This window comes from Psychromonas ingrahamii 37 (assembly GCF_000015285.1).
In the GTDB taxonomy this organism is placed as follows: Bacteria; Pseudomonadota; Gammaproteobacteria; order Enterobacterales; family Psychromonadaceae; genus Psychromonas; species Psychromonas ingrahamii.
On sequence record NC_008709.1, the window covers coordinates 547,792 to 564,063 of the forward strand.

General features: G+C 36.7%; 11 protein-coding genes and 1 pseudogene. 9 read left to right on the plus strand and 3 right to left on the minus strand.

The window, feature by feature from the left end; genetic code table 11:
- Nucleotides 1–66: 66 nt before the first annotated feature.
- The gene (locus tag PING_RS02285) at nt 67–1,191 is read left to right on the plus strand and encodes a GNAT family N-acetyltransferase (RefSeq protein WP_011768851.1); all 1,125 of its coding nucleotides are present in this window, start codon (nt 67–69) and stop codon (nt 1,189–1,191) included.
- 7 nt (nt 1,192–1,198) lie between these two features.
- On the opposite strand, the gene PING_RS02290 is transcribed toward PING_RS02285, so the two are convergent.
- The 3 genes and pseudogenes from PING_RS02290 to PING_RS21730 all read right to left on the minus strand — a co-directional run.
- On the minus strand, nt 1,199–3,205 hold the full coding sequence (locus tag PING_RS02290) for an alginate lyase family protein (RefSeq protein ID WP_011768852.1): 2,007 nt from the start codon (nt 3,203–3,205) through the stop codon (nt 1,199–1,201).
- 8 nt (nt 3,206–3,213) lie between these two features.
- Nucleotides 3,214–4,704: an exosortase C-terminal domain/associated protein EpsI gene (locus PING_RS02295; protein WP_011768853.1), complete on the minus strand. Its 1,491-nt coding sequence runs from the start codon at nt 4,702–4,704 to the stop codon at nt 3,214–3,216.
- Nucleotides 4,677–4,925, minus strand: a pseudogene (locus tag PING_RS21730) (hypothetical protein); the annotation flags it as partial. The pseudogene PING_RS21730 and the gene PING_RS02295, both read right to left, overlap by 28 nt.
- A 366-nt stretch (nt 4,926–5,291) precedes the next feature.
- Here PING_RS21730 and PING_RS02300 point away from each other — a divergent pair.
- From PING_RS02300 to PING_RS02335, 8 genes are all read left to right on the plus strand, one after another.
- On the plus strand, nt 5,292–6,095 hold the full coding sequence (locus PING_RS02300) for a WecB/TagA/CpsF family glycosyltransferase (protein WP_011768854.1): 804 nt from the start codon (nt 5,292–5,294) through the stop codon (nt 6,093–6,095).
- A gap of 24 nt (nt 6,096–6,119) precedes the next feature.
- Nucleotides 6,120–7,109 carry a sulfotransferase gene (locus tag PING_RS02305; RefSeq protein ID WP_011768855.1) on the plus strand — a complete coding sequence of 330 codons (990 nt, stop codon included), beginning with the start codon at nt 6,120–6,122 and terminating at the stop codon, nt 7,107–7,109.
- Nucleotides 7,110–7,115: 6 nt separating this feature from the next.
- On the plus strand, nt 7,116–8,666 hold the full coding sequence (locus PING_RS02310) for an MATE family efflux transporter (protein ID WP_011768856.1): 1,551 nt from the start codon (nt 7,116–7,118) through the stop codon (nt 8,664–8,666).
- Between the two features lie 39 nt (nt 8,667–8,705).
- Nucleotides 8,706–9,929, plus strand: coding sequence for a hypothetical protein (locus tag PING_RS02315; protein WP_011768857.1), 1,224 nt, complete (start codon nt 8,706–8,708; stop codon nt 9,927–9,929).
- A 12-nt stretch (nt 9,930–9,941) separates the two neighbouring features.
- The gene (locus PING_RS02320; RefSeq protein ID WP_011768858.1) at nt 9,942–11,153 is read left to right on the plus strand and encodes a glycosyltransferase family 4 protein; all 1,212 of its coding nucleotides are present in this window, start codon (nt 9,942–9,944) and stop codon (nt 11,151–11,153) included.
- A gap of 1 nt (nt 11,154) precedes the next feature.
- Nucleotides 11,155–12,561, plus strand: a complete 1,407-nt coding sequence (locus tag PING_RS02325) for a phenylacetate--CoA ligase family protein (RefSeq protein WP_011768859.1) — start codon at nt 11,155–11,157, stop codon at nt 12,559–12,561.
- 10 nt (nt 12,562–12,571) lie between these two features.
- Nucleotides 12,572–13,990 (plus strand): O-antigen ligase family protein, encoded by a 1,419-nt coding sequence (locus PING_RS02330; RefSeq protein ID WP_011768860.1) that lies wholly within the window; start codon nt 12,572–12,574, stop codon nt 13,988–13,990.
- A gap of 137 nt (nt 13,991–14,127) precedes the next feature.
- Complete coding sequence (locus PING_RS02335; RefSeq protein ID WP_041766817.1) at nt 14,128–15,990, plus strand: acyltransferase family protein; 1,863 nt, start codon at nt 14,128–14,130, stop codon at nt 15,988–15,990.
- Nucleotides 15,991–16,272 lie beyond the last annotated feature (282 nt).

The window sequence follows — 16,272 nt, forward strand, 5'->3', positions numbered from 1 at the left end:
TTGATTTTAAAGGTATTTAACTCTTTAAATGCCCAATCTAAATATTCGACTTATATAAGGGTTAATATGTTAGTAAGCAATACTGAATCATTTGAAATTAGGGTAATTAAAAACTGGGATAATTTTGCAACGTTAAAAGAAGATTGGCAAAACCTACTTGTACAGTCTGATGCTGATAACCTGTTTCTGACTTGGGAATGGATGGATTGTTGGCGAATAGCACAAGGTGAGTTGATAACACCTTTTATTATAGTCATTCAGGATAGCCAGGGCATTCTAGCTATTGCCCCTTTTTATATACAAGAGTACCGCTTAGCTCAATTAGTTACTTACCAGGCGTTACGATTTATTGGTGATAAAGGTTCCGGCTCGGAATACTCAAACTTCATTGTTAAAAAAGAAGACGGTATTGTGCTTAAAAGCAGGCTCTGGGAGCATCTGCTTAGCCCTGAGGTTAAACCGTGTTGGGATTTTATCTGGTTCACTAATGTAAAAGCTTGGGCTGAGGGAGGGCAAACGCTGCTACAATCATTAGCTAGTGTAAAGGGGCTTAACTGCAATCAACGTACCGTAGAGTTTGCTCAGATCCCTTTAAGAAAATACTCTACTGATATATTACCTGAATTATCCAAAAGTTTACGTGCTGATATTCGCAGACCTAGTCGTCGCCTGGATAAGTTTGGATCTTGGCAAATGCTTACTTGCAAAGGTGATGATGATATCAATGAACTTCTTGAGCAACTATTTAGCTTACATAATAAACATTGGTTAAATGCCGGATTAGGTACCTTTCAAAGGCGCCCTGAATTAGCGGATTTTTACCGACTTTTTGTTCCTCTGGCTTTAAAAAAAGGCTGGTTGAGGTTGCTTCGACTTGAAAGTAACGGTGAAATACAGGCAATGCAGCTTGGTTATGTTTATAACAACCAATTCTTAGCCATTCAAGAGGGTTTTAATCCTGATTTTATACCTGGAGTTGGACAGGTATTACGTTATTATTCATTCACTAATTGTCAGCAAGAAGGGCTAAGCTGTTATGATTTTTTGGGTATTTATACCGATCATAAAAGGCGTTGGCTTGCTGAAAAAAAACTTGGTGCCAATCTTTTTATCTGGCGCACAAAAATGAAAAACATCCCTTTTAGTATTAAAAAAATTTGGCCTACTGGACGCTATCTAAAACCACTTTAATCTCTAATTAGAGCCACTGGATAGATGTTGTAAATTGTTGGCTAGTCGTTGTCTTTCCTCTGGCGATTAAAGTGGTGATCGGCGTTCTTTGGTGATAACCACGGCTAATCCAGCCAAGTGATACATGATTGGGATCTTGGTGCCACTCTCCCTGTATTGCTTCTAACATTAAGTTATCAGGTAAAGTTATTATCACCTTAGAAGTGCCTAAGATGAGACTACAAAATTGACCGTCAACCTTTATATCAGCACAATATTCCGATAGATGGAAATAGAGCGCAATATTATGGTCGCCTTGTGATTGTATTTGATCTGTTATTTGCAGTTTTTTTTGTTGCGTATTTAAATTTAAACTTCGCTGATGAGTGACGGGAGAAGTGAGTCGTAAATAGCCATTATGCGTGCCTGTGACGATTCCTCCTGTATTATTTGGCTCCCAAACTGTACATTGTGCTTGCGCATGTTTTTCCCACATAAATGGTCCAGTCATAACTGATTGATCTAACCCATCTACCTCGATTGTATTGTGTGCTTGTGTCTTTCTAAAGTGATCTCGCCAATGAGGAAAACTGTAATAATCATAGGTGCCACTATCGGCTAATAAATCTTGACCATTGAGGCGCATCACAAGACTTAATGCGTCAGCATGACCATGAGCGGCAATGGATGTATAGCCGAGTTCAGCACAATCAAATAAAACACTCACCTGATCATTAGTCTTTAGACTACCGGCTTGTAGCAAATAATAACCAGATTCGACAAATTTATGCGATGCTAAAGGCGTCGGTTGTAAAGAGAAGGCAAGATTTTTATCTCTGCCCCGTTGATTGAATAACCAAAATGCTGCTTCACTTGCTTCTTGGGCGTTGATGCGGAATATTTCATTATCGTAAAGATGAGAAGCCAAATCGCAAAGTGCGTTAATATCATGAACATAATTACCAAGATCCAGTGCATAGCCATCATCTTGATCACCCAGCATCGGGTAGTCCTGCCCTCCTTGTGCAATGATGGCGATAAATTCAGCGAGTTTATTTAAGGTATGCTGGTATCCAGAAGAAAAATTATTATTTTGCCAGTGCGCAATTTGTGATGAAAACAGATAAAGCTGGAAAACAAAAAATTGATAGCTAAAACCGTGCTCTTTGGAGCCGCCATCGGAAAAGGTTTGTGCTTGTATTTCATTTTCTAAAACGGCTTTACTTTTTTTCTGCCACGTTGGTGCATCTTTTAAGATTGAAAAATAGCTGGCAGCAATATAAACACCTGCGGCTTCTCCGACTAAATGATTATTCGCAGATGAGCCCTGTGAGAATTTACCACTAACATCTCGACAATGCAGATAGACACTATGCAATAAGCGAGCTTTAAATTCACCGGTAAATAATCCTGAGTCTAGAATTAAGTCAATTGCCCATACCCAATTAATGATTCTTATCCCCAGTTCAAGCGGGTTTTTCCAGTTCATGCCATAACCGTATGGGTTGGCATCTAGCCAGCTGGTTATTTGAGAGATGACACCCTGTGCATATTTTAAGTCACCCGTCACCTGATAAGCGCGCGCCAAAACAACAAACTGATGATGACGGTTAGGTTCCCAAACTAACTTGCAGTCGCCATTTTTTTTAATATCACGATAATTGACCGTCATGATAGCAGCGCGGCTAGTTTGTTGTCCTGTCGCATGATCTTTATGCCAGTTAATAGGCGTTTCTAAATCCAGATCATGTAAATTAAAATAACTGAGCTTGTGTTGTAAAATGTGATCTGCTTTAGTTAGCAATGCCGGGCGCCATTGAGTATTAAATTGTTTAATATCACCAACAAAAACTCGGAATGGCGGAGAAAAGGGCGCTTGCTCTTGATAGCCGGCTTGAAATGCCGGGGATGCAATAATATTCATTTTTACACGGGTATGCTCTAACAGTGCTGCAGATAATGATCTGACACGCCAAGTTATTTCTTGTGTTGACATAGTTTTAATACGTTTTACATACCAAGATAAAGATTGCATAGGGCTTCTTATATTGATTTTTTAATATGAATAGGTTGTGTGCTAAATGCAGTCACAAAGTCTGTTAATGTTTTTACGGCCTGTTCCTTATTCCCATGATTGTAAGAAAATTCGATAGCGATTAGCGTGGCACCGGGCTGGCCTTTTAGTGTCGCTTGAACTTCATACCATTTAGCCATTTTTTTATCGGTGATATAATGCCCATCTATTAAATACCAATATGCGATTAAGCGAGAGTTGATACTATTCCTGTGGAGGGTTAATAAATTTATCTGCTTTAGCGTCGATGTGGGGGCTAATTTAATTGTCTGTTGTTCGTCTTTAAACCAGCGGTTTTTATCAAAGAGGCTGTTTTCAATAAAAATCATTTCAGCGCCTTGATATTGCCTAACGTAATTAGCTAAATAAACTTGGATTAATTCTTTTTCCTGTAAAAAATGGGCATATTCCTCGTTTGTTGCGCCTTTTGACACTACTTTCCAATTATGACTGGTCGTTCTGCTCGCGCCTACTTTCGTATAATTGGGAATGCTTGGTAACATAAATTTATATTCTGGATCATAACGGGAAGAAAGAATGAATGTGCCTGCAGAAAAACAGATCACAATTGCAACTACTGATGATAGATAGCTAATATTTAAACGTTGCTCTTTCTTTTGGGCGTTTTTTTCGTTGGTTTTAGCGGCTATTTGCTCTCCAAAATAGATATTACCGATAAATATAAGCGGAATAAAACAAGCCGCAAAAACTAACCAGCCAAAGGTTAAATGGTCTTGCACGATAAAGTGCTGCATTGCAGTTTGGCTACCGACAATAATTATCACTGTGATACGAATCCAATTGGCGATGATAGCAACAAGCACCGCTAAAATGAAAAATAAGGCCGCTGATTTACGTGAAAGGTGATTAATTTGTGCAACAAAAACAGCATACAAAGCTGAAGCCAGAAAAAAACCCAGCCCAGAACATGCCTCTTCAACTATAAAAGTGCCTTCCGGTGTAAGCAGATAATATCCATCTCTAATTATTTCAAAACCAAGTAAATCTACGCTGTTAAAACTTACCCAAGTTGAGATGTCCCGCAAAGGTATTTGTAATACATTCCAGACAGGCAGGATCAAAAAGATCATCAATAAGGGAAGGAATAAAGTGTTAATGATTTTAATACCGTAAAGAGAAAGTAATAAAGCCACTATGACAAGAAACAAGCCGAGTATCTGCAACTGCCCAATACTAGCAAGGTTTGCTACCAGCAGTAACAGGCTAGCCGCAAATAAGGGCAGCAGATTCAGAAAACGGCTGTGTGGGAAAGCAAGCTCTTCTTTTTTTATCCAAAAAACATATAAAGCAAGCGCAAAACCTAATAAACCATGATTATAAGGGCCCGTACTTAACCATTCATCAATAAGATCAAAAACAACAGATGAATTAGCCGTTATAATAATAGAAAAACTAAAGAGAAAAAAGAGTGTTAAGTTTCTTCTGTTTTGTGTCCACATTTCATTATCCCTAAAATATATTCTGGTTCTGTCCAACAGGACACCTGCGGTTGTAAATTATCATCATTAACCGGCCTTAAATCACCGCGTTTTATATGAAGTAGCCCATGGTTGTAATAATGGATATATTCTTCAGCATCCATTTTTATTGTTTAAGGCATTAAATGAACAATATTTAATAACCATTTATTCTTTAAACTACCAAAAAGCCGTTCTACAACCACTCAATGGATGTCGGTATTTATTCTTTTGGGCATTCAGTAATTCAAAAAAATCAGATGAAAAATATATATTCTAAAAAAGCTGACAAACAGTATGGGAGATTAAAATGCATCAGCTTTATTAGTTTCTTAAATGAATAATTTAAATGATTGTGAATATTAAAGAGTGATATTTTTTTATTTGTTGCTTGAGCACCTGGCAAGTATAGCTGCAGCTATTTTTATGACAACTATTTGATACTAATGTGAAGGGGTATTTATAAGTGATAAAGCTCAGTGGCAGAAATTACAATTTGATATATTCTAATTATGTTCCTATTGTTTATTTTCTTATTTAACGACATTTTCAATTATGTGGAGTGGTTTATGTCAGCGTCGCAAAATATTGGGGATCTCTCCTCGCTTTCTACATTGGAAGTAACACAAAGGGATGTCTGTCTATTCGGTATTACAGTTCATGCTCTTACCTCATCGCAAGCTCTTGATAATATTGACAGTGCGATAAAAAACAAACAATCCTTACATATCGGCATGTTAAATGCGGCTAAAATTGTCAATATGAAGCGCAACCCTACACTTGGCGAAGATGTCCGTAGTTCGAATATGATCCTTGCTGACGGCAGTTCTGTTGTCATGGCAAGTAAAATTTTAAGAAAAACCTTACCTGAACGTGTTACTGGAATTGATTTGATGCATGGCATCTTGAGCCGCGGTAATAAAGAAGGCTACCGTGTATTTTGTCTTGGTGCTACTCCTGAAATATTGGCTAGAACCGAGGCGGAAATTCGTAAACAATATCCTGGTGTCGTTATTGCGGGCACCCAACACGGTTATTTTAGTGACAGTGAAGAAGCTGCTGTGGCACAAAAAATCACTGATTCTGATGCTGATGTTTTATTTGTTGCTATTACTTCCCCCAAAAAAGAGCAATTTATGGCCCGTTGGAATACAGCTATGCGCGTACCGGTTGTGCATGGTGTCGGCGGTTCATTCGATGTGCTGGCAGGAAAAGTACAGCGTGCCCCACTAATCTGGCAAAAATATGGCATGGAATGGCTTTATCGCGTAGTACAAGAGCCTGGGCGCTTATGGAAACGCTATCTGGTCACCAACACTTTGTTTTTAGGTATGTTAGCCAAAGAACTTTTTCTTCCTAGCAAACCCCTCTAGTCAATAAAATTAAGCCTTTAAATTATGAGTCGTAAAAAACAACAGTTAATTTATTTAGCCGCCGCCAGCCATTCGGGCTCAACCATGACAGCTATGCTACTTGGCGCGCATCCTGATTTATGCAGTGTCGGAGAATTAAAAGCGGTTCATTTAGGTGATAAAGCGAGTTATTTATGTTCATGTAAAACATTAGTCAGTGAGTGTGCTTTCTGGCAGGGAGTGAGTGAGAAAATGGCCCAAAGAGGGCAGGATTTTTGTATCTCTGCGGCAGGTATGGATATCCGCAGTGGTGCAACTCCCTATATATTAAAGCTGCTTAAGCCCTTAGTGCGCACGCCCTTTATGGAATTGATTCGAGATTGTTTATTGTCGCTTTCACCCATATGGCGCAAGCAATTGCCGATATTACAAAAACGTAATGCAGATTATATTAGTGCAATTGCAGAGAAAGCGGGTGTTGAGATAGTTGTTGACTCTTCTAAAGTCGGTATTCGTCTTAAATATTTACTTAAAAATAAAGATCTCGACATTAAGGTCATCTGGCTAGTGAGAGATGGTCGTGGTGTGTCGTTAGCCTATAAAAATCCCTCTGAATATGCAGATGCCAAAGATGCTAGGTTGCGCGGTGGCGGTAGCGACGTAGGTATAACTCAAGAGCAGGGGCGTGCCATTAAAGAGGGGGCTCATGAATGGGTGCGCTGCAATCAGGAGACGGAAGCTGTATTAGCCACTATGCCCAAAGAAAAGTGGATGCAGGTTCACTACGAAGATATTTGTAATAATACCGAGCAAACATTAGACAGTATTTTTGAATTTATTGGTGTTGATTCAACAAAAAAACGCTTGGATTTTAAAACAGTTGATCACCATGTGGTCGGGAATGGTATGCGTTTGGACGACGCCGAAGTGATCGAGCTTGATGACCGCTGGAAAGAACAGTTGAGTAAAACGGAGCTTAAGTGTTTTTATGATGTGGTCGGTGAGTACCATAATTCACTCGGCTACACGGAATAGAAAATAATGACGACAGATTCACTTGGGAAGACCAAAGAAGATTTAACAGGGCAAGATCGCTTTGCTTGGAATTTAATGGTGAGTTGGGTTAGTCAGCTTGTCCTTGTTTTTTCTGGTTTTATTATGCCACGTTTAGTGGATGATAAAGTTGGGCAAGATTTACTTGGAATTTGGGATTTTGGTTGGTCTTTTGTTAGTTATTTAAGTTTAGTTGGCTTGGGAATGGGGGCATGTTTCAATCGCTATATTGCAAAGCATCGTTCATCTGGTGACTTTTTTTCACTTAACAAAGTGGCAAACTCAGCTGTTTTTGTGCAATTAATTTTTTCTACTGTTACTGCTCTATGTACCATCTCTTTCTACTTGCTATTACCAATTTATTTTAGTGATGTGCTACAAGAAAATATCGCAACTGCACAGTGGGTGGTGTTGTTTTTAGGGTTGAGTGTATCGGTACAAATGATAGCAGGCTCAGCAAGCGGGTTATTAACAGGTTACCACCGTTGGGATATTCACAATGCCTTACATGCAGGAGACAGCTTTTTTTCATTAATTTTGATGGTTATTGCGCTGTATTTTACAGATCTAAATGTTGCTGGGATGGCAATTGGTTATTTGCTTTCAACCATTTTATTTGAAACTTTACGCTTTGTTTTTGTTAATAAGTTATGTAAAGAATTTAAGTTTGATTTACGTATGGCTAATTTTATAAGTTGCAAAGAGATGCTGGTGTTTGGCATTAAAAGCATGCTTTCGAATGTTCCACCCATTCTCTTATTACAAACAATTAGCATTATGCTAGTGAGTGCTATCGGGCCTGCTGCATTAGCTGTTTTTGCAAGACCAATGGCATTAACTAAGCAAGTCAAAACCTTTATGACTAAGTTTACGTTAATGCTCACACCTACTACTAGTTCTATGCAGGGATCTGGCGATATTAAGGCTATCCAGTCTCTTTTTATCAGTACAACAAAACTCAGTTTTGCGTTTACGTTACCTAGTTTAGGGTTTTTATTTATTTATGGTGATGTCGTTTTATACTACTGGATGGGTAGTGAATATGCACTATCCTCGTTAGTAATGATTTTAGCTCTTGGTCAGGTACTGCCAATGGGACAAGATACCTCTATTCGAATCTTGATGGGCATGAACCAACATGGAAGAATTTCTCTTTTTGCTTTCATCTCTGTATTTGCTTTTTTCGCGGTAGGTCTTCTTTTTTCCGGTGTCAATGATTGGGAATTAACCACTGCTGCCCTATTATTTGTTGTGCCGATGAATATTGTTTATGGCCTTATTGTGCCAATTTATACATGTCGGGAATTAGAATTGTCATGGTTCAGTTATGTGCAAAGCAGCTTTATCAGGCCAGTTATATATGTTATTCCATTTTTGGCCTTACTTTATTGGTCTCGTCAAGCTTTTGAGGCTAAAGATATTATTACAGCATCAGTAACTTTTTTCTTTGCGGGTATAGTCACCATCATTATCTATTTCGTTTATTTAGTTCCCAATAAAATGCAGCAAAAACTTCTGCTTCGTTGTAAATTTCAATAATGAATTATTTTAAAATATATTTATTAAGGTTAACTAAATATGGATGTTAGTTTACGAAAGTACCCGTACCCTTATAGTGCAATGCTGGCTATTTGTAGTGACTTAGATGAAACACCAAATAAAAAAATTTATTTTGAAACCGCGCGTTATTTGAATACAACAGAAGAAACGCTGCTTGGGAAAGGGGTCGGCTTAGAAGTAGGTAATACAATTTATTTTGATATGCCAGCTCATAATTTTTCTTATACTAATACCGATGATGATGGCCGTGAAAAAGTGCAAAAACTGATTCAGTCAGGACATATTGATTGTTTACATTCGTTTGGTGATTTTGTTAATTCAAGAGGGAAAATTGAACAATACTGGGATGAAATTCGCCAAAGTGAACGAAAAATTGAAGTATGGGTTGATCATGCCCAAGCACCCACAAATTTAGATAATGATATTATGCAAGGACAAGGTGCGGAGATTGGGAAGCCTGCTTATCATAGTGATTTAACTGTTAAATCAGGTGGTTTGCCATTTATTTGGAAGGGCCGAGTAACCAGTTGTGTGGCGCAAAATAGCAATCGTAGTTACGCTAGTATATTTAATATAAAACAGATTAAAGCATCGAGTAAAACCATTTTATTGGAAGTTATTAAAGGTTGGTTAGCACGTTTGGGTAATCAAAAATATGCGATGCATAAGGATAATAAGGTGTTACGGAAAACACAGTTAGTCGATGGTACGCCCGTGATAGAGTTTTTGCGTTGTAATCCATCCTGGGGTGGCGTTTCAAGTAATGATAAAGCGCGAGGTATCCATAATGTACTCACTAAAAATGTACTTGATACGCTAGTTGCTAAACAGGGTAGTAGTATCTTATACAGCCATTTGGGAAAGGTGTTTAGTGTTGATCGGCCCTTTAATAATGAAACTCGTCATTCTTTTGAGTTATTAGCTAGTTATCAAAAGAGAGGGGATATTTTAACTGCGACGACTCGGCGGTTGTTAGGATATTTTCGGACTTTAGAAGCGCTAAGCTTCACTGTGGAATCGGTTGAGGATGAAACTAACATTAACCTTTCTACAGAATATACTGGAGAAGACCTTAATGGCTTAACTTGGTATGTAGAGGAACCAGAAAAAATTAGTTTGTATATCAACAAAAAAAAATATTCAGATTTACAAATTAACCCGCCAGATAAGAGTGGTAAGGCAAGTGTATCGATAAAATGGTCTGCTTTAATTTTTCCTGATTTTAAAATCAACTACCTATAAGGCAGCATAATTATGTATAGAGTAAAAATATTTTTGGGTCGTACTGTTATTTTTTCTTTATATTTTTTAATCAGATTGTTTTCTTTGCTCCCTAAGAAAAAGAAAAAAAAATCAGGCAATATCATTGTGTTAACTGGAACCTTCTATTCAAAAAACTGGATTGATGCTCATTTGCGACCTTTAGTGACATGTAAAAGTGTTAAACATGTTTATATTGTTTGTAATGAACTTGATTATGATTTGCAGGGATTGAGTGTTGTTGCCCCTTCTAAAATTTCAACTAAACTTATTGGTTCAACACTCGCGCGTTTAATTGCCTTTGCTGTTTGTGTGGTAAAAAAAAATCCTGATTATATCGGTGGGTTTCATATTTTATTTAATGGGACGTTATCTATTTTATTCGCGAATATACTCAGGTGTCGCTCAATCTATTTCAGTGTAGGAGGCATTACAGAAACTCTCGTAGTGGGGAAAACCGAGAATAATTTTTTTAAATTTTTAAACGGTAAAGATGATTTTTTAACTGCGTATATTTGTAAAATAGCAGCAAATGCAACGCAAATTATAACCATGGGGAATGGTGCCAAACTATTTTTCGTTGAAAATGGTGTTAATAATCATATTGTTCATGTTATTTCCGGAGCTATAAATAAAAATATTTTTTATCCATCTGTACAAGCCGGTGATAAAAAATATGATTTGGTGCTTACGGCGAGATTATCTAAAGTAAAGCAAGTGGAGTTGTTGTTAAAAATATTAGCCTATTTACAACAGCAGAATTTTCTTTGCAATGCTTTAATTATTGGAGACGGGCCTTTATTGGAAAGCCTAAAAAAACAGGCAGAAGAGCTTACAATTAGTGAGCAAGTTGATTTTGTTGGTCACCAAAATGATATTGTCAGCTGGCTGCATCAAGCAAAAATATACATATTAACATCACGTTCAGAAGGATTGTCCCTTTCAATGCTGGAGGGGTTGAAATCAGGGTTACCTGCAATTGTACCGAATGTCGGTGATTTATCTGATGTGTTGATTCATGGGTATAATGGAGCGTTAATTGAAAATCACTCTATTGATGATTTTGCTCACCAAATAACCAGCTTGCTCTCGAACCCTCAAAAACTTGATGAGTACTCTCAAAATGCAATTGCTTCGACTCATCGCTTTGATCTTGAATGTGTAAGAAGACAATGGGAGGCAGTATTTATGGTGGAGGACCGTTAATATGAAAAAATCATTTTCAAAGAAAAATGTATGGGAAGCGATGCCAGCTGTACTAAAAAACATATCAGGAATGGTGCTTTCATATATTCCTTTAGAATATTTAATTGGTCGTAAATTCAGAGAAATGAGGAAAGAGATTCTTAACGCAGATCATTGGACTAAAAAACAAGTTGATGCATATCAGTTACAGCAACTGAAAAAACAGTTGAAAAGCGGCTATGAAAATTGTCCTGCATATAGGAAATTATACGATCAAGCTAAAATAGATATTAATTCTATAAATACACTGGATGACTTTAGAAAATTACCGTTAGTAGATAAAGCATTTATTAATGAAAATAGACATGACCTTTTACTGGTTGATAAAGATAGTCCGGGAGTTGACTATGTTACAACAGGAGGTACAAGTGGAGTGCCTCTTGCCTTTTATATTAATGCAAGCCGTTCGCAAATTGAATATGCTTATTTAGTCGATGGCTGGCGTAAAGCCGGGTTTAAACTTGGAAATACCAAAGCTGTTTTAAGAGGGCGGGTGACGGGTTTAAAAAAAGGGGTGCACCAAAGCTACGATCCAATCTTTAAAGAGTACTATTATAGTAATTTCCATATGAGTAATGATGATATGAGGTCATATATCACTCACATTAAAACATTAAAAAATTGCTTTTTACATGTTTACCCATCCTCAATATATCAGCTGGCTCGATTTATCAAAAAAGAAAATATTAAGGTTGATAATATTAAAGCTATTTTAGCAGAGTCTGAAAATGTATATCCGGAGCAGCGCGCTTTTGTTGAGTCAGTGTTTAACTGCAGATATTACTCTTCTTATGGTCATAGCGAAAAGCTTGTTGCTGCCGGAGAATGTGAGCACTCAACTGATTATCATGTATGGCCTACTTATGGTTTTTTAGAGTTACTCGATGAAAGGGGAAGGGTAATCACAGAAAGAGGACAAATAGGTGAAATAGTCGGTACCGGTTTTATTAATACTGTGATGCCATTTATCCGTTATAAAACGGGGGATTATGCGGAGTATGTCGGTGATCTTTGTGAGGCATGTCAACGGCACCATTTGATAATTAAAAATATTAGGGGGCATAATATTCAGGAGCATTTAGTGGCTTTTGATCACAGTTTAATTCCATGGTCGGCAATTAATATGCATGATGATACTTTTGATGATGTATTGCAGTATCAATTCTATCAAGACACGGCTGGTGTTGCAGTAATAAAAATAAAAACGGCAGAGGGTTTTACAGCTGAAAAAAAACAGCGAATTATTAGTAATATTAGTAGGAAATTAGATCATCGTATAGCGGTTTCTGTAACACAAGTCGATGATATTCGGTTAACAGAACGCGGTAAATCTGTTTTTGTTGATCAACGCATTAATATTTCAAATTAGTTGATTTTTTATGATTCGTATAACACTTCTTACTTTATTGGTTGCTTATTTAAGTGCTTACGCCTGGAAAGATTGGTTTCGCGCAGCTTGCTGGTTGGTATTGTTAATGGCGATCTTTGAGCATCCTGATATGCCTAAATCGATAGGTGGAGTCCCTGGGCTAAATCACTGGAATTTTTTATTTATAAATACAGTTTTATCTTGGTATTCCAATAGAAAAAAAGAAAAGCTAACTTGGGAGATGCCTCAAATTGTTAACACCTTGTTTTTTTTATATGCATTTTTTATTTTCATTAGTTTGATTAGATACTTATATGACCATAGTGGTGTAATTGAATTGTTTGCAACCATTGGCGCCCCTCCTCCTGGGGCTATAAATGACATCAATGAATATCTGATCAACTGTTTTAAATGGGTGCTACCAGGAATGATTATTTTTGATGGTTGCCGCAATCGTAAGCAATATGATTTTGCCATCGGCACTTTAGCTTTAATGTTAATATTATTGGCACTGCAAGTGATAAAAGCGATGAAATTGGGATCGCTCACAATAGGGGGAGATGCCCTGCAGCATAAAGCGGCTAAAATCATCTCAAATAGCGTAGGCTATCATCGTGTAAATATATCAATGATGATGAGTGGGGCTTTTTGGGTTATTTTTTGTCTAAAAGAGTTAGTTAGCACTAAGCATTATTGGTTACTGATTTTGCCTAGTTGTTTTATTGTATTCCTGGCTATGGCTTTAACTGGAGGGCGAACTGGTTATGTTACTTGGGCTATTCTCGGGATTTTTTATTGCTTATTTAAATGGCGAAAATATATTTTATTGGCGCCATTAATGTTTTTAGCCATAACAATGTTTGTCCCTTCTGCGATTGAGCGTCTTGGCTTTGGTTTTTCATCTGAGCAGTCTGCCGGAACACAAGACATAGAATTTGAAAATGAGGAAGTAAATCTTTATGAGATTACTTCTGGGCGTAATTTGATGTGGCCACTTGTTTGGAAGTCAATTAAAGACGCTCCATTCTTTGGTTCTGGGCGAGAGGCTATGCAGAATTTAGGGATTACTTTGAAAATAAAGCGAGATTATGGGGAGGCCGAAAACTTTCCTCACCCTCATAATGCTTATTTACAATGGCTTCAAGATAATGGATTTGTGGGAGCTGCTCCAGTATTTTTATTATATCTTCTATTATTAAAGTATTCATTAAGCCTTTTTCGTGATAATTCTGAAAAAATATATGTCGTCACGGGTGGGGTCTCCTTAGCCTTGTTGTTGGCTTTTTTGATCGCATCATCAGGAAGTCAAACTTTTTATCCGAGAGAAGGTGCAGTTGCAATGTGGGTGGGGATAGGGCTCTTACTTCGAGTTTATATTGAGCGTAGCAAAAAACGCTCAGGAAAAAATAGCCCTCTTATTGATGGTTAACATTACTTTAAAATATTGACTGTTATTCCCATTAATATTTTAATGCTTTGTGTCATCATTTTTATTTGTAACCGTATTGTTATACGCTGTTTTTTGTATAATTTTTCATTATGATCTACTAGATGGTGGGTGTTTTTTTGAAATTTAAAAAAGATATTAATGGCCTAAGGGGTATTGCGGTCATCGCTGTTGTATTGTTTCATTTTAATGAGTCTTGGTTGCCGGGTGGTTTTGCAGGCGTTGATGTGTTCTTTGTTATTTCTGGCTTTTTAATGACGGGGATAATATTTAGAGGGATAGAGCAAGAAAGCTTTTCAGTATTAAAATTTTATATTGCTAGGGCGAATAGAATTATCCCAGCTTTAGCCTTTCTTTGCTTGGTCTTACTTATTTGGGGATTGATCTACCTAGAGCCACTTGATTTCAGAGTATTAGGAAAACATGTTGGTAGTAGTATTGGCTTTTTGTCTAATATTGTATATTGGTCAGAGGATGGATATTTTGATGTTGCGTCACATGAAAAGTGGTTACTTCATACTTGGTCGTTATCTGTTGAATGGCAATTTTACATAATATATCCATTGGTGCTTGTTACTGCCCGAAAGTTTTTACCTGTAGCCGTGATAAAGTCAATGATACTGGGTGGCACGATTTTAGGCTTTATTTTTTGCGTAATAGCAACTTATAAATGGCCTTCCTCTTCATATTATTTTCTAACAACAAGAGCTTGGGAGATGATGGTTGGTGGTGTTTGTTACCTTTATCCTTTTAGCTTTTCCAACATCCAAAAGAAACAAAAGGTACTGCTTGAATGGTTCGGGTTATCACTCATTATTGCTTCTTATATCTTTATCAATAAAGAAGTTGCATGGCCTGGATATTTAGCTGTTTTCCCCGTTTTAGGTTCATTTTTGATGATTCAGGCTCAGCGTAGTGATAGCTTTATCACTTGCAATATTGTTTTCCAAAAATTGGGAACATGGTCATATTCAATTTATTTATGGCATTGGCCGATAGTTGTCGCGATTTATTTTTATTCTCTGAATGATGTATTTATCTATGTGGGCATATTACTTTCAGTTTTTCTTGGGTTTATTAGCAATAAATACATTGAAAAAATTAACTTTAAGAATAACTTCAACTCATTGATAAATTATGTTAATTGTAAACCTTTATATATGGTATGGGGTATTGGTGTTATTGGAAGTGTTATTTTCTTAACTAACGGCCTCAACTTTAGATCCATAGAAGAAAAGCAGTTATTAAATAGTAATGCTCTTAGTGCTATATCTGACTGGAACTATCCTGAACCAAATTTACAAATAGGAAGTCACAATATTCGATTTATTAAGGGCAGCTCAGATAAGAATATATTATTTATTGGGGCTAGCCATATTGAGCAGACATTTCCCTATGTTTCAGGGATAAATACTGAATATAACATATATTATTTAACAGAAGGAGGGTGCTTTTTAACCCCTTCTTATACTTCTAAGGTAAATTTGGATTGCTCAAATATAAAAAATTATAAAGATGTCATAGCTGAAGTTGATTTTGAAAGGATCGTTACCTCTTTATTTGTTTTGGATGTAAATTTACCTAAGGCAGAGGCTGAAAAAAAAGAACAGCTTGATCTAAGAATATCTGAATTCAATGAGTTCTTATATTTTGTAAAGAATAAGTCTAAAAAAGTATTTGTAATTTTAGGTGAGCCTAAAGGAGATGAATTTAACCCTACTTTATCGGTAAGGCATAACCTAAAAGGTTATATTGCTATTGAAGAGGCTAGAAAAGCCTATGCAACTCATTATGGAGCAATGCAAAGCATAACTAAAATGGACAATCTACTGATCATAGATCCTATTGAGTACTTGTGCAGTGACATTTGTATGGTGCGTAATGAACATTTTAAATATTACTATAAAGATTCGGAACACATGCGCCCTTGGTATGCAAAAAAATCATTAGGTTATCTAGATCAAATATTCAATAACGGATAACAGAATATATATGAGGTCTGCAGTTGAACTGCAAACAGAAAATGTTATTAAATGTAAATTGATGAGAATTGTAATGGTATGATTTAATTGAATACTTTGTTATAGGTGTTATCAAAACATAATGAGGTCATTAATGCCAAGGAAAGCATTTTCAACAGAACTTAAATGGGAATGAGCAGAACTAGTTTCGTGCATGGTTATAAGAATCAAAACTGCACAATGAGTGTTGGACTATTTAATATAAAACTGAATAACAGGGTATATCACCTAAAACCAGAGAAA

Coding starts and splice junctions, on each gene's coding strand:
- PING_RS02285 (WP_011768851.1), top strand. CDS start 67: ATGTTAGTAAGCAATACTGAATCATTTGAAATTAGGGTAATTAAAAAC.
- PING_RS02290 (WP_011768852.1), bottom strand. CDS start 3,205: ATGCAATCTTTATCTTGGTATGTAAAACGTATTAAAACTATGTCAACA.
- PING_RS02295 (WP_011768853.1), bottom strand. CDS start 4,704: ATGTGGACACAAAACAGAAGAAACTTAACACTCTTTTTTCTCTTTAGT.
- PING_RS02300 (WP_011768854.1), top strand. CDS start 5,292: ATGTCAGCGTCGCAAAATATTGGGGATCTCTCCTCGCTTTCTACATTG.
- PING_RS02305 (WP_011768855.1), top strand. CDS start 6,120: ATGAGTCGTAAAAAACAACAGTTAATTTATTTAGCCGCCGCCAGCCAT.
- PING_RS02310 (WP_011768856.1), top strand. CDS start 7,116: ATGACGACAGATTCACTTGGGAAGACCAAAGAAGATTTAACAGGGCAA.
- PING_RS02315 (WP_011768857.1), top strand. CDS start 8,706: ATGGATGTTAGTTTACGAAAGTACCCGTACCCTTATAGTGCAATGCTG.
- PING_RS02320 (WP_011768858.1), top strand. CDS start 9,942: ATGTATAGAGTAAAAATATTTTTGGGTCGTACTGTTATTTTTTCTTTA.
- PING_RS02325 (WP_011768859.1), top strand. CDS start 11,155: ATGAAAAAATCATTTTCAAAGAAAAATGTATGGGAAGCGATGCCAGCT.
- PING_RS02330 (WP_011768860.1), top strand. CDS start 12,572: ATGATTCGTATAACACTTCTTACTTTATTGGTTGCTTATTTAAGTGCT.